Genomic DNA, 17,385 nt, shown 5'->3' on the forward strand with positions numbered 1-17,385 from the left:
CTCGTTCGGGTGTAATCCCAATGCTGAGTATTGCGAACCCATCAAGTTTTCCCGCCGTCGCCGGACACCGGTCGACGGGCGATCGGAAACCTGCCAGCGGAGAACCGGGAACACGAAAGGAATTCCGCCGAACCTCCCCTGTTCATGCGGGTTGTTGCCCGCGATTGCTGGGTGGACCTCAGTTTCATGTGGTATGTGCCACTGGTCAACAGGGAGCGACCAGCGCGCTGCGAAGCGCGACCCCGCGCACTCGCCAACGATCACGCGAGGTGCACGCAGCGTGTCCGCCGGAGTCGCTTTGTCGAGAAATCGCCACTACCCCATCCGGCGGTCGAGCAGGTATCCGCTGGTTAGGAGACTTCGACGGGGCGCAGCGCCCTCGACCACCAGCCCCGAGGAGGTCACGATGATGCGATCGGCCGCGCGGTGGGCGGCAGCCGCCCTGACCGCGCTCGCTGCCGTCGCGCTACCCGTCGCCCACGCCCAAGCCCCGGCTGCCAAGTCCTTCGACGTGCTCCAGCTCAACCTCTGCAACAGCGGCTTCGAGGACTGCTACTCGGCTGGCAAGTCGGTCGACGCCGCGATCGCGGCGATCCAGCAGCGGCGGCCGGACGTGGTGACGCTCAACGAGATCTGCGCACGAGACATCACCCGCATGACGAACGAGACCGGCTACCTGTGGGAGTTCACGCCGGTCGGCGACAAGGCGACGGGCAGCCCGTACGCCTGCAAGGACGGCCGCGGCGACTACGGCATCGCCATCCTGACGCACCCCGATCTCGGCGCGGCCGGGACGCCGGTAGAGCGGCAGTACCTCGCGCAGGACGGCAGCAACGAGCAGCGCGTGCTGCTGTGCGTGCCGTACTCGAAGGTCGCGGCGTGCACCACGCACCTGGCCGCGAGCGACGCCCAGATCGCGGCTGAGCAGTGCCGCGAGCTGTCCGGGGTCGCACTCGCGCTCGGCACCGAGACGGTGATCGGCGGCGACTTGAACCTGCTCTCCGGTGGCAACCCCGACGTGCAGTCCTGCGTGCCAAACGGTTGGTACCGCAAGGACGACGGCAGCGTGCAGCACGTGTTCGCGATGGACACCTTCCAGTTCGAGCGAGCCGAAATGCTCCCGATCGACGGCACGAACCACCCCGGCCTACTCGTCGAAACGGCGCACTAGAGGAGAGTTCGCGGGGGGTGGTTTGCATGGCGGTGCGGGTAGCGGAACCTCAGAGGTCTTCTCGACTCCGGGATCCCCGATTGACGTATGTCCAAATACGCGGCGTCGGGGCTGTCCTCGCGAGAAAACCCCTGAGAACCCGCGGCGGTGCAAGTGCCGTAGGTGGGCTGAGCGCCTTCGGCGCTTGCGACCGCTCAGCCGTGGGCTTCAGTTGCTCGTCGCGGCGGCAGTCGACCACCGGAAGTTGTTACCGACTATCTGTTGCTGGGCCCCTTCCCGCTGGGAAGGGGCCCTCGTCGTCAGCCTGGGGGAGCTGGTGGTGGGGCTCCGCAGTGGATGATCGGCTGCGGGTCGTACACCGTGCGCTGGGTTTCGGTGCGCACCTGGCCGGTGGAGATGTCCCGGATGGTCCTGGTGTCGGTCACCGTGAAGCCCGGCGCCCCCTTGCTCGCACTGCACGGCTCGCCCGGCGGCACGACCTTCTCGTGCGGCTGCGTGGGCGCGGTCCGCTCACCGGTCTGCGAAGTCACGTCGAACTGCTTGGTGCCCCACATCGTCACCGTGATCGACGACGACGTCCAACGCGTGGTGATCATGATGCCGCTCTTGGCGACGTTCTTGAACTTGACGTCGATGACGCTGCTGCCGTCGGGGTTCTGGAACACGGTGGCCTCGCGGCCAGCCGGATAGCGGCTGATGTAGTAGCTGTGCGCCTTGTGCTCGACGTTCTGCATACCGGCGAAGTACGAGGCGTTGTACAGCGTGGTGGCGAACTGCGAGATGCCGCCGCCGACGGCCCGCGCCGGTCGACCGTCCTCGATGATCCCGGACTCGACGTAGCCCTGCGGGGTGCCGCGCGGTCCGGTGTAGCCGTTGAGGCTGAAGGTCTCGCCGGGCTTGATGATCGCGCCGTTGACCTGCTCGGCGACCCGCCGGATGTTCACCCCGGACGCGGGTTCGAAACCACCGGTGGTGAACTCGCCGACCACCTCGCGGATGCCCAGCCCATTGGCCTGCTCGGTGGTGAACTTGGCGGGTTGGTGCACGTAGATCGCCTGCACGGTGCGGTCCTGCGGCCTGCCGAACACCTCGTTGATCCGCTCGAAGCTCTTGGCCCAGTCGATGCCGATGCCGTCGATCGACGGGTGGACCACCGGGGTAGCGCCCTCCAGCACGATCTCGGCGTCCTTGCCGGGCTTGAGCGTGTCGGCCAGCTGCGGTTCGACGCTGGCGATCGCGGTCGGCAGGTCCAGGTTGGCCTTCAGCCCACCGAGGCCGTCCGGCTCGAAGCGCAGCGACGCGGCGATGGCCTCCGGCGTGAAGGTCGCGTTCTTGCCCTCGCCTCGTACCGTGACCGGCGCCGACACCGCAGGCTCGGCGATGTCGCGCAGCGCCGTGCGCACGCCGTCGATCGTCGTGGTCACCGGCTGCTCGGTGTAGGGCACCTGCACCGGGATGTCGTCGGCCCAGTGGGCGAGCACCTCGTCGGTGGCGCGCTGCACGTCGATGCTCTGCCCGGTCAGCGGGGCGACCGCGACCGGCTTGGTGCCTTCGAAGCGGATGGTGCCCTCGGCCGGGGCCCGGTCCAGCTGCGGGCGGACCTGCTCCAGCGCCTGCACCAGCTGCTCGCGGTCGCCGTGGCTGATCGGGGTGACCTCGTGCGTGGCGAACAGCGAGCCAAACCGGGTGAACGGGTTCAGCGGCTGCTGGCCCGCCTGCTCCACGGTCGCCGCCCAGTCCATCTCTAAGCCGACCTGGTCCGGGTTGATGGTGGCGGCGCGTTCGCCGACCTGCAGCCGCACCGGCTCGTTCAGGCCGGGGGTGAGCTGGTCGCGCAGCTCGGTCTCGGCGACGGCCTTGTCCAACCCGCCGATGTCGACACCAGCGACCACGGTGCCACGCGGCACCTGGCCACTGGTGAAGATCAGGTCGCCGACGTAGAGCAGCGCGAGTGCGCCGACCGCGGCCCCGGCCGCGATCCCGGCCCGGATCAGGCCGCGGCGCTTCCGGTCGGCCGAGGACTCGGCCGGGGGCGACGGCGGCACGGTGCCGGACCAGCCGCTGGTGTCGGCGCCGACCCGCGGAATCGCCTGGGTCTCGCTGATGGGGAAGTTGGAGAAGTCCGAGGGCAGCGCGGCGATCTGGGCGGTGCGCTCGGCGTCCGACTCCGGTTCGGGCTGCTTGCCCTGCGTGGGCAGGTTCGGCCGGGTGCGCTCCTCGAAGGCGGGGTTCACCGGCGAGAACCGAGTGGTCTGCTCGGCGCCGCGCTCCGACTGGGCGCCGTCAGCAGGACGCTGGTCCGGGTTGGGACGGAACCGATCGGTCGACGGATCCGCACTTCGGTGATCGTGGTCTTCCGGCACCGCTTCCCCTTCTCCTGTCGGTCCTGCGGTGGGGCGCGTCGAATTGCTCGATGGCCGGTGGGGCACCGACCGGAAGTGCTGCGGCGATCACCCTCGCACGGTCCGCCGACCGGCCAGCAGCCTGGTCCGCCTACAGGTAGAGCCCAGTGCCCTGCTCGGTGCGCTCACTGGCCACGGCGTGCAGATCCCGCTCCCGCATCACCAGGTAAGCCTGGCCCTGCACCTCGACCTCGAACTGCTCGTCGGGGTTGAACAGCACCTGGTCACCGACTTTCACGGTACGCACGTGACTGCCCACGCCGAAGACCTCGCCCCAGAGCAGCCGCTTGGCCACCTGGGCGGTCGCCGGAATCACGATGCCGCCGCTGCTGCGGCGTTCCCCGGACTCCGGAGAGATGCGCACCATGACCCGGTCGTGCAGCATCTGGATTTCGAGCTTGGCATCGGTCACCCGAAAAGTTTACTTGCCACCACCGGGTGACCAACCGGCCAGGTCACGTGTTGTGGGTCGTGAGTGCGTAACCGGGCTCCGACCCGGTCGCGCACTCACGACCCCGGTCGGGCTTGGTGCTCGTCTTTGATCTTGTTTTTGAAGCGGCGAAACCGCTTAGCCCACCTACGCACCTTGCACCGCCACGCAAAACGAGCTTGGAAGACAGTTCTCAGGCGTCGAGGCCGCCCATTACTAGGGGCAGTCGGTTCGGTCCGGCGGCAGTGATCTTGATCGGCACGCCCCAGTCCTGCCTGGTCAGGCGGCAGACCGGGTGTTCAATGGCAGGGTCGTCGTCGCAGCTGGCGGCCTGCGCCACCACGTGCAGCACACCCTGCTCGATGCCGTCGGCCAACACCAAGCGACGGACCAGGTCGGTGCCGGCACCGGCGCCTTCGACCAGCAGGTTCGCCGGGGAAGAGCTGATCTCCAGCCGGGTCGACGGCCCGTAGCGGTCGTCCAGCTTGGTGCCCGGCGGCGGGGTGAACACCACCGCGAGCTCGACCTCGCCCCCGCCGATCTCCGTCGCTGGCCGCTTGACCTGCTGCGATGCCCCTTCGACGAGCTGTGCGGCGACGCCCGGGGGCACCGGCCGTTCGATCCGGTGCGCGGCCGAGGCGACCACGACCAGCTCACCGTCCACGACCGCCGCACCGGACGGCTCGGCGACCTCGGTCGCCAAGGTGGACACCTCGCCGGTCGCCGGTTCGTAGCGCCGGATGGCCCCGTTGTAGGTGTCGCAGATCGCGACCGAGCCGTCGGGCAGCACCGCGACGCCCAGCGGGTGCTGGAGAAGGGCCTGGTCGGCGGGACCGTCGGCGTGCCCGAAGTCGAACAGCCCGGTGCCGACGGCGGTCCGCACCTCGAAGCCCGCGTCGGTGGCCTCGACCCAGCGCAGCGCCGAGGTCTCGGAGTCCGCCAGCCAGAGCCGGTCGCCGCCGTCGGCCAGGCCGGACGGCTGGGCGAAGAACGCCTGGTCAGCGGCGCCGTCGCGCAGGCCCTCGACAGTCGTCCCGGCGAACCGCCGGACCGCGCCCGCGATCGGGTCGAACAGGCCGAGCGTGTGGTTGCCCGCCATCGCGACCACGACCCCACCAGCGGGTTCCCACCAGGAGACGTCCCAGGGGCTGGTCAGCGGCACCTCCAGCGCGGGGCCCTGGTCCGCGCCGTCGCGCCACTGCTGCCCGGTCCCGGCCAGCGTGGTGACGTGGCCGTCCGCCAGCCGAACGCCACGCAGCAGGTGGTTGACGGTGTCGGCAACGACCACGTCGTACCCGACCTGCTCGGCGACGTGCGGCGGCAGCAGCGCGAGCCCGGCGGGCTCGGCGAACTCGGCGGCATTCCCGTCGGCGCGACCGCGCTGACCAGTGCCGATGCGACGCACCACGGTCTCGCCGTCGGCGGCGAACTCCACCAGGGAGTGGTTCGCCGAGTCGGAGACCAGCAAGTTCCCGTTGTCCAGCGCGACGACCTTGCCGGGGAAGCGCAGCGTCGTCCCAGCCGCTTCCGGCGGCACGTACGGACCGTCGCCTCGATGCAGCGTGCCCTTGGCCTCGTGCTCGGCGATGACCTCGGTGATCACGCTGCGCAGTGCGGCAACATGTCCCTCACCAGCGGCAACGTGCACGACGTAACCCTCGGGATCCACCACGACCAGCGTCGGCCACGCCTTGACGGCGTAGTTCTGCCAGGTGGTCAGCTCCGGGTCGTCGAGCACCGGATGGTGCACGGCGTACCGCTCGACGGCCGCGACCAAGGCGTCGGGATCGGCTTCGTGCTCGAACTTCGGCGAGTGCACGCCGATGGTGACGACCTCCTCGGCGAACTCGGCCTCCAAGGGCCGGAGCTCGTCGAGCACGTGCAAGCAGTTGATGCAGCAGAACGTCCAAAAATCGAGCAATACGACTCGTCCGCGCAGATCGGCCAGCTTGATCTGCTGCCCGCCGGTGTTCAACCACTGACGGCCCACGAACTCGGGGGCGCGGACTCGGGCGCGCGGTTTCCGCTGTTCAACACTCACGCCCCGAGTCAACAAGACGGTGTGATGCGGTGTTCCGTGGGGGAGCCCTGCTGAGTCGGTCGTCACGGTCCGGCTTTCGACCAGGTCTCGTTTAACTCGTCGATCCGGTCTGCGCGGCGTGACAGGATCACCGACGTGCCAGCAGCCATGACGCCCGGCCAGCTCGCCGCCCGCACGTCACGTGCTCTCGACGCGGCTATCGCCGCAGGTCGCGATCTCGGGCTCACGGTGACCGACGCGACCGTGCTCCACGACATGTTCTCGGTTGTCGTGCACCTCGCGCCGTCACCGGTGGTGGTCCGGGTGCCCACCGTCCTGCCGTCGTACGCCGACCTGCACACCCAGGCGGCGCGGCAGCAGGTGGAGCTCGATGTGGTGGCGTGGCTCGCGGAACAGGGCACCCCGGTGATTCCACCGAGTCCGCTCGTGCCGCGGGAACCCGTGCGGCACAACGGTTTCTCGATGACGTTCTGGCAGTTCGTCGAACTGGACAACAGCGCCGAGCCCGACTTCGTGCACAACGCCAGCCTGATCGCCGACCTGCACGCCGCGCTGCGCGACTATCCGCGCGATCTGCCGTTCCTGTCAGCGGCCGAACCGAAGATGGTCGCGGAGGGTCTTGCCGCCCTCGAAGCACGTCCTGACCTCATCGCCCCGGCCGATCTCGACCGCGCGCGACGGGAGTGGGAGGTCCTGGAACCCGTTGTCAGCTCGCGTACCGGATTCGAGGCGGCGTTTCCGGGAATCGACGTCCAGCCGATCCACGGGGACGCCCCCGTGGTCAACATCGTCGCCACGCCGGACGGCGCGCTGTACGCCGACTTCGAGCTGGTAACGCTCGGACCGGTCGAATGGGACTTGGCGTTGTTCGGTCCCGATTGCGAGGCCGCGTACAACTCCGCCGCGCAGCGCCGAGGGCTGCGTCAGCTGGACGAGCGCCTGCTTCGCGTCGTCACCGCCGTGGGCATGTCCCGGACGGTGGCGTGCCTCGCGTTCACGCCGCAGTTGCCCATGCTCGCGGAGGCGCTGAAACCCGCCATCGAGCAATGGCGGACGATGCCGTTCGCTGGCGGCCTGGACGACTGACCGCCGAAGCACTCGCGAAGCGGCCGATCCCACACCGGTGGTGTTCACGGAGTAAACACACCGCACGCCGCGCCGGTTGCGCGTGGTGGCCGCGGTCGCTAACGTACAACCATGTGGTTGTAGATCAGATGGATGCCGACGAGGTGGACCGCCTTTTCCACGGCCTCGCCGACGCGACCCGCCGGGACATCGTCGTGCAGGTGCTGCGGCAGGAACAGTCGATCTCCTCGCTCGCACGCCGGTACGACATGAGCTTCGCCGCAGTGCAGAAGCACGTCGCGGTGCTGGAACGGGCCTTGCTCGTCACCAAACATCGGCGCGGACGGGAGCAGCTGGTCCGCGGCAACCCCGACATCCTGCACAAAGCCGCCCGCCTGCTCGACGAGTACGAGCAGATCTGGCGCCACCGCGCCCGAAGCATCGAAGAAATCCTGTCCGAGGACCGAGAGACGAGGACTGAACGATGACCGTGATCAGCACCCAGAAGGACGCGGAAGCGCTGACCCTGACGTTCGTCGCGGAATTCGACGCGCCGGTCGAACGCATCTGGCAGGTGTGGGAGGACCCGCGCCAGCTCGAACGCTGGTGGGGCCCGCCCACCTGGCCCGCGACCTTCGAGCAGCACGACTTCACCGTCGGCGGTCGCTCGCGGTACTACATGACCGGCCCCGACGGTGAGAAGGCACCTGGCTGGTGGCAGATCACCGCGATCGACGCGCCGCACCACCTGGAGTTCGACGACGGCTTCGCCGACGAGAACGGCGAACCCGTCACCACGATGGATCCCGTCCACACCACGGTGACGTTCGAGGCGACCGGAACGGGAACTCGCATGGTCAGCGTCAGCGCTTTCACCACCACCGAACAGCTGGAGCAACTGCTCGCGATGGGCATGGAGGAAGGTCTGCGACTGGCCATGGGCCAGATCGACGAGTTGCTCACCGGCACCGAAGCCTGAACAGCGCACTCGCGCACGGTGACCGCGCCGTGCGCGAGTCCAAGTTCCAGGACGGGCTCTTACGGTTCCGCTTCGCTCCACTGCGTTCTTCGGTGTTGTTCCTGGCACTGTGCTGCCATCGTGGTCGCGATCGGACAGCAGCACGGAGGGCAAATGCGTGACGGCGAGTGCGTGTTCTGCGCGATAGTGCGCGGCGAAGCGGAGTCCAGCGTGGTCTACGACGACGCCGACGTGCTGGCGTTCATGGACCTTCGACCGGTGACGCCCGGACACCTGCTGGTCGTGCCGAAGACGCATGCCGCTGGGCTGGAAGACCTCGACGTGGCGGACGGCCAGCAGGTCTGGGCGGTCGGCCACCAGCTCGCCAGGGCACTGCGCCGCTCGGGGCTTCGGTGCGACGGCATCAACCTGTTCCTGGCCGACGGGGCAGCGGCGTTCCAGGAGGTCTTCCACGCTCACCTGCACGTGTTCCCGCGTTTCGTCGGCGACGGTTTCCGCATCGCCGCGGACTGGCGCGAACGGACCCGAAGCGAGCTCGACGAAACCGCTGCCGTGCTGCGCAAAGCCCTCGCCGCCCCAACCTCGTGACGCGGCTGGTACCGCCACCGTCAGTTCGTCCGGCCGGGCGCACTCGCGCCGCGTTCGACGAGATGTCCGCCGATCTTCAGGACCTCCGCGCAGAAACGGCGTGCGAGTTCCGCTTCCTCCGGCGTGCAGTCGAGCAGCACCTTCAGCTCGACGTCGCGTTTCTGCCGGTCAGCCGTCAGCAGCACGCCAACCACGCCCCGTCCGCTGGCACTGCCGATGAACACGTCGACTTCGGCTCCGTCAACCGCGCGGGTGTTCGCGAGGTGGCCGTAGTCCAGCGGGTAGGTCACGCCGGGAAAGTGCGGATGCGGCTGAGCTCGTCTACGGTCCACGGCCACGGCTGAGCTGGCGGCGAGCTCGTCGAGGATGGCGAAGAAGTCGGACACGAATCCTCCGGGAAGCGACCGCGGTATCGCCACGCCTGGTCAGCGGTCAGCGCCTGCTTCGGTCGAGGACGTAGTAGGCGGTAGCTGCCAGGGCGGGCACGAGGGTGCTCACCAGCACGATGACCACTTCCATTCGCAACCTCCCTTCGTCGAACGTGTCCCGTGCTGACGGATCGCCGAGGCATCCGGGAATAACGCCCGGGGCGACGGGTTGTCAGCTGGTGGGTGGGCGAGTGCCCGAAATCCGGCAGGCGCGCCGGAATTGGAAAGCCCCGCGATGCTGCCAGGTCGGGGGTCCGACAGCACCGCGGGGTCATCCTGCATATCGACGACCCACGGCCTCCCGTTACACACCCATCGGCATGTGTCTTAGGTCACGTCAAATTCAACCGACCCAGCGATGCCCGACCGTCCGAATCAGTGCCTATACGAATATCTAGCGATCCAGCTAGATAGCGCTAGAAGTCGGTAGCGCATGACGTCGGGATCCCACAGCGCCCCCCGTACCGCCAGGAAAAGCATTGCTCTGGACAGTCGCTACTCCTGGGTGAGCAGGTAGCGGCCGAAGTGCGGGACGGTGAACGCGATCAGGCCGCGCTCGCCGGAGTACACCAAGCCCTTCTTGATCAAGCTGTCCCGCGCCGGGGACAGCGAGGAAGGTCGGCGCTCCAGGTATTCCGCGATGGAGGCCGTCGGCGCGGGTTCGTCGCGGCCCTCGACCAGTTCCGCCATCGCGCGCAGGTACTCGCGTTCGGCGGGCGTGGCCCGTTCGTAGCGGGAGCCGAAGAAGCCGACCGCGAGCTCGGATTCCGCCTCGGGCGCCGCCAGTCGCACGTCCTCGTCGCTGATCTCGGTGCGCACCGCCGCATCCCAGGTCGCCTTGCCGTACGCCTGCACGAAGTACGGGTAGCCGCCCGAGATCGAGAACAGCGCGTCCAGGGCGTCCGAGGTGATCTCGGCCGCCTCGCGCTCGATGGGCGCGACGACGGCGCGGTCGGCGTCCGAGCGGTCCAGCCGGTCGATCCGCACGTAGCGGAACAGCCGCTCGGAGTACGACTTGCTGGCCGACAACACCGCGGGCAGGTGTGGCAAACCCGCACCGACGACCACCAGCGGCGCCCCGGACTGGGACAGCTCGTGGCAGGCCGCGCACAGGGCCGAGACGTCCGCGGGTGGCACGTCCTGCATCTCGTCGATCAGCAGCGCGATACCGGTGCCGACGTCCGCCGCCAACTCGGCGACCTCGGTGAACAGCTCGACCAGGTCGATCTCGATGTCCCCGGAGTCGGCCCGGCCCTGGGCGGCGGGCACGTCGATGCCGGGCTGCCAGCGGTCCCGCAGCTTCGCGTCGTCCGGATTCGCCTTGAGCGCGAACGCCTTCAGCACGGCGAGCACTTCCTCGACGCGGTCCGGCGCGCGGTGCCGGACCGCGAGGTCGCGGATCGCGCGGTGCAGCGCGGCGGACAGCGGTCGGCGCAGCCCGGCCTCCGGGCGGGCCTCCACCTTGCCCGCGCCCCAGCCGCGCCGGACCGCCATCGACCGCAGCTCGCCGAGCAGCACGGTCTTGCCGACGCCGCGCAGTCCGGTGAGCACCAGGCTGCGTTCCGGGCGGGCGCGGGCGACTCGTTCGAGCACGACTTCGAAGGCGTCGACCTCGCGGTCCCGACCGGCCAGTTCGGGGGGCCGCTGTCCGGCGCCGGGGGCGAAGGGGTTGCGGACCGGGTCCATCCTCGGACTTTATCCAGTCGTCTAGCGCTGATTCGATATTCCGCGAGAAACCCCGATGGGCGTGTCCCGCGCAACCGAAGTCCGGCGCACCGCCGAGCGGGGCGACAGCAGTCTTGTTCCGCATCTCGAAAGACCAGCTCGGTTGGAATCTGACGTTATCCGTTTATCTAGTGGAATTTTTATATAGCTCAATATTTTCCGATGTAGTGCTCCAGCGCCGTCGCTCGGCCAACTGTGGGATTCGACCGGAGTCCGATGCGCCGCCGAAGCCGGGAGCCGAGGATCGGGCCATGACGACGCAGTGGCGGAAACCCCTGTCAGAAGCATTGGAAGCGTTGGGGGTGGATCGCGACCCCGCCGAGTTGTGCGTGGTCGGCGACCTCGGGCAGCTCGACTCGCGGCTTCCGGTGGAGGACACCGCGATCGCCTGCGTCGGCGCGGCGCTGCTCACCTCGACTCGGCGGCCGGTCGAGCTCGCCACCGGGCACGTCGCCACTGCGGTGCGCAGCGAAGCCCACCTCCGGTTGGACGGCGAGCCCGCGTTGAACGGCTTCGCGCCGATGTCCAGGTTCTGGCGGGCAGCCGACGGCTGGGTTCGCACCCACGGCAACTACCCCTGGCACCGCGCAGCGTTGTTGCGCGCGCTCGACGCTTCCGACGACGTCGCAGCGGTGGGGTCCGCGATCGCGGACATCCCGGCGCGCGAGGTGGAATCCCGTGTGGTCGCGTCCGGCGGGATCGCAGCGGCCGTGCGGACTCCGGCGCAGTGGCAGGCCGAACCGCCGGGCTGGGCGGTGGCCTCGCGGCAACTCGTCGAAACACGTCGGGTCGGGGACGCCGCACCCCGGAGCAGGGAAGATCGCTTTCGGGTCTTGGATCTGACGCGGGTGATCGCCGGGCCGGTGTGCACCCGATTCCTCGCGGCGCTCGGTGGCGACGTGCTGCGCATCGACCCGCCGCACCGCCCGGAACGGCCGGGCAGTTACGACACGCTGCTCGGCAAGCGCACCGCGATGCTCGATGCCAACACCCCGGAAGCCCTCGTGCGGCTGCACGAACTGCTCGACCAGGCGGATGTGCTGGTGCACGGCTACCGACCGGGAGCCCTCGAGCGCTTCGGGTTCGGGATCGAAGAACTCGCCGAGCAGCACCCCGGCCTGGTGGTGGTGACGCTGTCGGCGTGGGGGAGTTCTGGGCCGTGGGGCCAGCGGCGCGGTTTCGACAGCATCGTGCAGGCCGCATCCGGTATCGCGGTCGTGGCGTCGACCGGTGATCGGCCAGGTGCGCTGCCCTGCCAATTGCTCGACCACGGCACCGGTTATCTCTGCGCGGCAGCGGCACTCGACGGGCTGCGCCGCCAGTCCGAAACGGGCGGCACCTGGCTGCGCGAACTATCCCTGGCCCGCACCGCGCACTGGCTGCTCGGCCAACCGCGCGAGCAGCGGCCGAGCGTGCCGACAGATGTCCAGCGCTGGCTGGCCGAACTCGACTCCCCGGACGGCCGGATCACCGCGGTCACCCCACCTGGCCGGATCGACGGACAACCCCTGACCTGGCCGTTCCTGCACTCCTACGGCACCGATGAACCCCGCTGGTGACCGCGATCAGCGTTCGAGGATGGCGGTCATGCCCTGGCCGCCCGCCGCGCAGATCGAGATCAGACCTCGACCCGAATCCTGCTCCGCCAACAACTTCGCGAGGGTGGCCACGATGCGTCCGCCGGTCGCCGCGAAAGGATGTCCGGCGGCCAGCGACGAGCCGTTGACGTTGAGCTTGGCCGGGTCGATCTCGCCCAGCGGCTTGTCCCGACCGAGCCGGGCCTTGCAGAACTCCGGGTCCTGCCACGCCTTCAGGGTCGCCAGGACCTGCGAGGCGAACGCCTCGTGCACCTCGTAGAAGTCGAAATCGCCCAGCTCCAGGCCCGCCCGGTCGAGCAGCTTCGGCACCGCGTAGGCCGGGGCCATCAGCAACCCGTCGGCACCGCTGACGTGATCGACCGCGGCGGAGACCGCGTCGACGAGGTAGGCGAGCACCGGAAGTCGGCGCTGCGCGGCCCACTCCTCGCTGACCAACAGCACGGTGGACGCGCCGTCGGTCAGCGGCGTCGAGTTGCCCGCCGTCATGGTCGCGCCTTCGCCGCGGCCGAAGACCGGCTTGAGCTTGGCGAGCTTCTCGACCGAGCTGTCCGGACGCATGTTCTGGTCCTTGGACAGGCCCTGGAACGAGGTCATCAGGTCGTCGAAGAAGCCGCGCTCGTAGGCAGCGGCGAGCCGCTGGTGGCTGCGGGCGGCGAACTCGTCCTGCGCTTCGCGGCCGATCTCCCAGGCCAGCGCGGTCTTCGCGGCGTGCTCACCCATCGACAGGCCGGTGCGCGGCTCGGCGTTGCGCGGGATCTCCGGCACCACTTGCCGCGGTCGGATCCCGGTCAGCGCCTTCAACCGCCCGGCCGCGGACTTGGCGTGGTTGGCCCGCAGCAGCACGCGGCGCAGGTCGTCGTTGAGCGCGATCGGCGCGTCGCTGGCCGAGTCCACCCCGCCAGCGATCCCGACGTCGAGCTGGCCGAGCGCGATCTTGTTCGCCACCGATACCACGGATTCCAGACCGGTCGCGCAGGCCATCTGCACGTCGTGCGCCGGGGTGCGCGGATCCAACCGGGAACCCAGCACGGTTTCGCGCGCCAGGTTGAAGTCGCGGCTGTGCTTGAGCACCGCCCCGGCGACGAACTCACCGATCAGCTCGCCCTGCAGCCCGAACCGCGCGATGAGCCCGTCCAAGGCCGCGGTGAGCATGTCCTGGTTGGCCGCGCGGGCGTAGGGACCACCGGAACGCGCGAACGGAATCCGGTTGCCGCCGATGATTGCTACTCGCCGAACGGTGGCCATGGCCTGACTCCCTGATTGATGCGATGCTCCCTGGGCAACCAACCTACCCGCGGGTAGGTTGTGCGTCGAGCTTCGCGTCCCAGACATCGCGGGAGTGTCCAATGGCCGACCGGTACCAGCAGTTCACCCAGTCCCCGATCGGGCGGGAGGTGGTCAAGCGGCTCGGCCTGCCCGCGCCGACTCCACTGCGGCGCCACCGGCCTGGTGATCCGGTGGTCGCCGGGCCGGTGCTGGTCGGCAGCGCACCTGACTCCCGACTCGGCGACGCGATCGCGACGATCACCGAGGACGTCCGCGCGGAGGTGCACCACACGCCCGTGGAAGGCCAGCGCTACGCGGCGCTGATCTTCGACGCGACCGGCATCAGCACCAGCGCCCAGCTGCGCGAACTGCACGAGTTCTTCGGCCCGACGATCCGGCAGACCGACCGCGGCGGCCGGGTGATCGTGCTCGGCACCCCGCCCGAGGCGCACCCGGACCCGCGGACCTCCACCGCGCAACGCGCACTCGAAGGTTTCGTCCGCACTGCGGGCAAGGAACTCAAACGCGGCGCGACCGCGCAGCTGGTCCACGTCGCCGAAGGCGCCGAGAACGCACTGGACTCGACGCTGCGGTTCCTGCTCTCGGCGAAGTCCGCCTACGTCTCGGGCCAGGTGATCCGGATCGGTCCGGCCGAGGTTGCGGAGGTCGACTGGGAACGCCCGTTGCGCGACAAGATCGCCCTGGTCACCGGTGCGTCGCGGGGCATCGGCGAGGCCATCGCGGAAACCCTGGCCCGCGACGGCGCGCACGTGGTGTGCCTGGACGTGCCCGCGCAGGGCGGCGATCTCGCCGAGGTCGCCAACCGGATCGGCGGCACGACCCTGCAGCTGGACATCACCGCCGACGATGCCGCCGACCGGATCGCCGAGCACTTCGCGCAACGCCACGACGGCCTCGACATCGTCGTGCACAACGCGGGGATCACGCGGGACAAGACGATCGGCCGGATGACGCAGCAGCAGTGGGACGCGGTGCTCGCGGTGAACCTGACCGCGCAGGAGCGGATCAACGAACTCCTGCTGGCCGAGCTGCCCAAGTCGCCGCTGCGGCCCGGCGGGCGGATCGTCGGCGTCGCCTCGATCAGCGGCATCGCGGGCAACGTCGGGCAGGCGAACTACGCGGCGTCCAAGGCCGGGGTGATCGGGCACGTGCGCTCGACCGCCGGGATCGCCGCGGACCGCGGCGCCACCATCAACGCGGTCGCACCGGGCTTCATCGAAACCCGGATGACCGCCGCGGTCCCGCTGTTCGTGCGCGAGGCGGGTCGCCGGATGAACAGCATGTCCCAGGGCGGTCAGCCGGTGGACGTCGCGGAGACCATCGCCTGGTTCGCCAACCCGGCATCGGCCGGGGTGAACGGCAACGTGGTCCGCGTCTGCGGCCAGAGCCTGCTGGGCGCCTGACCAGTCGTGAGTGCTCAACCGGGCTCCGGGCCGGTTACGCACTCACGACCCACCTCCCCACGGAACGGAACCTGCGATGCCGGAACTGAGCACTGCACCGAAGCTTTCCGCGCTGTACGTCAAGGCGGTCGTGACCGGGCCGGGTCGGCGGGGCTATCGGCTGCCGGACACCGAATACCTGCGGCGCGGCATCACCATCGACCGCGAGCAGCTGGCCGAGTACAACCGGGTCTGCGGGTTCGGGCTGCGCGACGAGCTGCCGATCACCTATCCGCACGTGCTGTCCTTCGGCCTGTCGGTGCGGCTGATGTCTGACCCCGGATTCCCGTTCCCGCTGGTCGGCTTGGTGCACGTGGCCAACTCGATCTACCAGGAGCGACCGCTGCTGGTGACCGACGAGCTGACCCAGCGGGTTCGGGTGGCGGACCTGCGCCCGCACTCCAAGGGACGGCAGTTCGACGTCATCACCGAGACCACCGTCGGCGATGCGGTGGTGTGGCGCGAGGTCAGCACCTACCTGCGGCGCGGCCCGTCATCCGCGGAAGCCGCGCACCGCAGCGATTGGGATGCGGAACCGACGGCGACCTGGCGGGTGCCCGGCGACACCGGACGCCGCTATGCGGCGGTGTCCGGTGACCGCAACCCCATCCACCTGCATCCGTTGGCGGCCAAGGCGTTCGGGTTCCCCCGAGCCATCGCGCACGGCATGTGGTCGAAGGCGCGGTGCCTGGCGGCGTTCGCCCAGCGGCTACCGGAGGCGTGCGCTGTGGACGTCGAGTTCCGCAAGCCGCTGCTGTTGCCATCCGCAGTGGACTTCGCGATGCGCCGCCAGGACACCGGCTGGACCTTCGCACTGCGTTCCCGGTCCGGCAAACCCCACCTGCTGGGCTCGGTGTGCTGAACCGCCTCGGCGCTCAGGAGTCCGGTGACCAGGAGCGACCTTCGACGAGGTCGCCGAAGCCCATCCAGACCATGTTCATCAGGCGCATCGCCATGCCGTCGGCGGCGTGCTCGGGATGCTGGAACCACCACTCCACCAACGCCTCGCCCGCACCGACCAGCGCCGCCGCGAACGGCTCGGTCTGCTCCGGGTGCATCGGCTGCGCCGATCCTTCGGTCGCCCGCGCCAGCAGCACCGCGATCAGGTTCGTCGCCCGCTCCCGCCACTCGACCAGTTCGCTGACGAACGGCTCACCCTGGAGGTTGGCCTGCCGGTGCAGCACCGTCCAGCCCGCCCGGTTGTGGTGCACGTACTCGAAGAACACCCGCAGGCCGCGCCACAACTGCTCCGCTGGGCTCAACCCCGCTTCCACGGCCGTGCTGATCGCCTCGATCAGCCGGGCGGCCTCCCGCCGGATGCATGCGACGAACAGTTCGTCCTTGGCGCCCAGGTAGGCGTAGAGCATCGGTTTGGAAATGCCCGCGACCTCGGAGATCTCGTCCATCGACGCGGTGTGGAAGCCGTGCGTTGCGAAAACCTCGACTGCGGCGTCCAGGATCTGCCGCTCGCGCACCGCCCGCGGCAGTCGCCGCGACCGGGGGCGGCCGTTGTCCTGACGATCGACCATTTCACCTCTTACGCTGGTCTTTTCGCGCCAGGCTAGATCAGATCGGCCCGGTTCCGCCGCTTGCTTTCGAACCTACTCGAACGTAGTCTTACTCGTGAGTAGGTAATGGAGGTCGCGCTGATGCCCCAACCCGAGTCGGACCCGATCACCGCCCTCGGCGATGTGGACCCCCGGAAGGTCGGCGAGCAGGAGTTCGTCGCGTTGCTGGAAGCCGCCTCCGAGATCGCCGACAGCGGTGCGGCGGTGGATCTCGGCGCGCTTGCCCCCGAACAGTTCGCGCGGCTGATCTCGCGTGCCTCCGACGCCCAGATCGAGGCCGTGATGCAGCGTCCTGAACTGCGGGAACGGATCCTCGACGAGGTCTTCCGGCGGATGGGTGAGCATTACAAGTCGGAAAAGGCCAGCGCGATCGAGGCCGTGGTCCGCTGGCGGATCGGCACCGATGACGACCTGCTGCGCTACGAATGCGTGCTCGCCGACGGCAACTGCACGGTCAGCAAGGACCCGCAGCGCGAACCGAGGGTGACGATCACCTTGCCGCCCGCCGAATTCCTCAAGCTGACCTCCGGCAACGCCTCGGCACCGATGCTGTTCATGAAGGGCAAGCTCAAGGTCGCCGGTGACCTCGGGTTCGCCGCCGGGCTCACCAAGCTGTTCCAGATCCCCAAGGCATGAAGGGCTGTTGCGGACTCGATTCGCA

16 protein-coding genes are annotated in these 17,385 nt (G+C 69.1%); 9 read left to right on the top strand and 7 right to left on the bottom strand.

From position 1 onward, the window contains the following. Positions 1–406 precede the first annotated feature (406 nt). On the top strand, positions 407–1,171 hold the full coding sequence (locus tag MOQ72_RS15910) for an endonuclease/exonuclease/phosphatase family protein (protein ID WP_242184334.1): 765 nt from the start codon (positions 407–409) through the stop codon (positions 1,169–1,171). Between the two features lie 299 nt (positions 1,172–1,470). Here the strand turns inward: MOQ72_RS15910 and MOQ72_RS15915 are convergent, their stop codons facing one another. The 3 genes from MOQ72_RS15915 to MOQ72_RS15925 form a co-directional block, all read right to left on the bottom strand. After that, positions 1,471–3,534, bottom strand: a complete 2,064-nt coding sequence (locus MOQ72_RS15915) for a VanW family protein (protein WP_242184335.1) — start codon at positions 3,532–3,534, stop codon at positions 1,471–1,473. 130 nt (positions 3,535–3,664) lie between these two features. Beyond that, entirely contained in the window at positions 3,665–3,985 is a 321-nt protein-coding gene (locus MOQ72_RS15920; RefSeq protein ID WP_093260968.1) for a GroES family chaperonin, read from the bottom strand. A gap of 211 nt (positions 3,986–4,196) precedes the next feature. After that, complete coding sequence (locus MOQ72_RS15925) at positions 4,197–6,044, bottom strand: NHL domain-containing thioredoxin family protein (protein WP_242184336.1); 1,848 nt, start codon at positions 6,042–6,044, stop codon at positions 4,197–4,199. Between the two features lie 135 nt (positions 6,045–6,179). On the opposite strand from MOQ72_RS15925, the gene MOQ72_RS15930 reads away from it, so the two are divergent. The 4 genes from MOQ72_RS15930 (at position 6,180) to MOQ72_RS15945 (ending at position 8,676) form a co-directional block, all read left to right on the top strand. Continuing rightward, the gene (locus tag MOQ72_RS15930) at positions 6,180–7,130 is read left to right on the top strand and encodes a phosphotransferase (protein WP_308197885.1); all 951 of its coding nucleotides are present in this window, start codon (positions 6,180–6,182) and stop codon (positions 7,128–7,130) included. Positions 7,131–7,258: 128 nt separating this feature from the next. Then, positions 7,259–7,597, top strand: coding sequence for an ArsR/SmtB family transcription factor (locus MOQ72_RS15935; protein ID WP_242184337.1), 339 nt, complete (start codon positions 7,259–7,261; stop codon positions 7,595–7,597). Further along, positions 7,594–8,088 (top strand): SRPBCC family protein, encoded by a 495-nt coding sequence (locus MOQ72_RS15940; RefSeq protein ID WP_242184338.1) that lies wholly within the window; start codon positions 7,594–7,596, stop codon positions 8,086–8,088. The genes MOQ72_RS15935 and MOQ72_RS15940 overlap by 4 nt, the downstream gene beginning before the upstream one ends. A 153-nt stretch (positions 8,089–8,241) precedes the next feature. Beyond that, the gene (locus MOQ72_RS15945; RefSeq protein ID WP_242184339.1) at positions 8,242–8,676 is read left to right on the top strand and encodes an HIT family protein; all 435 of its coding nucleotides are present in this window, start codon (positions 8,242–8,244) and stop codon (positions 8,674–8,676) included. Between the two features lie 20 nt (positions 8,677–8,696). Here MOQ72_RS15945 and MOQ72_RS15950 read toward each other — a convergent pair whose 3' ends face one another. Next, the gene (locus MOQ72_RS15950; protein ID WP_242184340.1) at positions 8,697–9,062 is read right to left on the bottom strand and encodes an inorganic pyrophosphatase; all 366 of its coding nucleotides are present in this window, start codon (positions 9,060–9,062) and stop codon (positions 8,697–8,699) included. 537 nt (positions 9,063–9,599) lie between these two features. Next, positions 9,600–10,790 carry an ATP-binding protein gene (locus MOQ72_RS15955; protein ID WP_242184342.1) on the bottom strand — a complete coding sequence of 397 codons (1,191 nt, stop codon included), beginning with the start codon at positions 10,788–10,790 and terminating at the stop codon, positions 9,600–9,602. Positions 10,791–11,080: 290 nt separating this feature from the next. Between MOQ72_RS15955 and MOQ72_RS15960 the strand changes: the two genes are divergently transcribed. After that, positions 11,081–12,388 (top strand): CoA transferase, encoded by a 1,308-nt coding sequence (locus MOQ72_RS15960; RefSeq protein WP_242184344.1) that lies wholly within the window; start codon positions 11,081–11,083, stop codon positions 12,386–12,388. A gap of 6 nt (positions 12,389–12,394) precedes the next feature. On the opposite strand, the gene MOQ72_RS15965 is transcribed toward MOQ72_RS15960, so the two are convergent. Continuing rightward, positions 12,395–13,672 (bottom strand): acetyl-CoA C-acetyltransferase, encoded by a 1,278-nt coding sequence (locus tag MOQ72_RS15965; protein WP_242184345.1) that lies wholly within the window; start codon positions 13,670–13,672, stop codon positions 12,395–12,397. A 101-nt stretch (positions 13,673–13,773) separates the two neighbouring features. On the opposite strand from MOQ72_RS15965, the gene MOQ72_RS15970 reads away from it, so the two are divergent. Both MOQ72_RS15970 and MOQ72_RS15975 read left to right on the top strand, forming a co-directional pair. Further along, a complete protein-coding gene (locus MOQ72_RS15970; protein ID WP_242184346.1) occupies positions 13,774–15,117 on the top strand; it encodes a 3-oxoacyl-ACP reductase in 1,344 nt (447 codons plus the stop codon). A gap of 76 nt (positions 15,118–15,193) precedes the next feature. Beyond that, entirely contained in the window at positions 15,194–16,018 is an 825-nt protein-coding gene (locus MOQ72_RS15975; protein ID WP_242184347.1) for a MaoC/PaaZ C-terminal domain-containing protein, read from the top strand. 13 nt (positions 16,019–16,031) lie between these two features. Here MOQ72_RS15975 and MOQ72_RS15980 read toward each other — a convergent pair whose 3' ends face one another. After that, the gene (locus MOQ72_RS15980) at positions 16,032–16,685 is read right to left on the bottom strand and encodes a TetR/AcrR family transcriptional regulator (protein ID WP_242184348.1); all 654 of its coding nucleotides are present in this window, start codon (positions 16,683–16,685) and stop codon (positions 16,032–16,034) included. 120 nt (positions 16,686–16,805) lie between these two features. On the opposite strand from MOQ72_RS15980, the gene MOQ72_RS15985 reads away from it, so the two are divergent. Beyond that, positions 16,806–17,360 (top strand): SCP2 sterol-binding domain-containing protein, encoded by a 555-nt coding sequence (locus tag MOQ72_RS15985; protein ID WP_242184349.1) that lies wholly within the window; start codon positions 16,806–16,808, stop codon positions 17,358–17,360. Positions 17,361–17,385 lie beyond the last annotated feature (25 nt).

Source organism: Saccharopolyspora soli, from assembly GCF_022678645.1.
Classification (GTDB): Bacteria; Actinomycetota; Actinomycetes; order Mycobacteriales; family Pseudonocardiaceae; genus Saccharopolyspora; species Saccharopolyspora soli.

What these genes read in the sequence shown, in the direction of transcription:
- MOQ72_RS15955 (WP_242184342.1), bottom strand. Translation starts at nt 10,790, where the DNA reads ATGGACCCGGTCCGCAACCCCTTCGCCCCCGGCGCCGGACAGCGGCCC.
- MOQ72_RS15940 (WP_242184338.1), top strand. Translation starts at nt 7,594, where the DNA reads ATGACCGTGATCAGCACCCAGAAGGACGCGGAAGCGCTGACCCTGACG.
- MOQ72_RS15945 (WP_242184339.1), top strand. Translation starts at nt 8,242, where the DNA reads ATGCGTGACGGCGAGTGCGTGTTCTGCGCGATAGTGCGCGGCGAAGCG.
- MOQ72_RS15985 (WP_242184349.1), top strand. Translation starts at nt 16,806, where the DNA reads ATGCCCCAACCCGAGTCGGACCCGATCACCGCCCTCGGCGATGTGGAC.
- MOQ72_RS15975 (WP_242184347.1), top strand. Translation starts at nt 15,194, where the DNA reads ATGCCGGAACTGAGCACTGCACCGAAGCTTTCCGCGCTGTACGTCAAG.
- MOQ72_RS15910 (WP_242184334.1), top strand. Translation starts at nt 407, where the DNA reads ATGATGCGATCGGCCGCGCGGTGGGCGGCAGCCGCCCTGACCGCGCTC.
- MOQ72_RS15980 (WP_242184348.1), bottom strand. Translation starts at nt 16,685, where the DNA reads ATGGTCGATCGTCAGGACAACGGCCGCCCCCGGTCGCGGCGACTGCCG.
- MOQ72_RS15970 (WP_242184346.1), top strand. Translation starts at nt 13,774, where the DNA reads ATGGCCGACCGGTACCAGCAGTTCACCCAGTCCCCGATCGGGCGGGAG.
- MOQ72_RS15935 (WP_242184337.1), top strand. Translation starts at nt 7,259, where the DNA reads ATGGATGCCGACGAGGTGGACCGCCTTTTCCACGGCCTCGCCGACGCG.
- MOQ72_RS15960 (WP_242184344.1), top strand. Translation starts at nt 11,081, where the DNA reads ATGACGACGCAGTGGCGGAAACCCCTGTCAGAAGCATTGGAAGCGTTG.
- MOQ72_RS15965 (WP_242184345.1), bottom strand. Translation starts at nt 13,672, where the DNA reads ATGGCCACCGTTCGGCGAGTAGCAATCATCGGCGGCAACCGGATTCCG.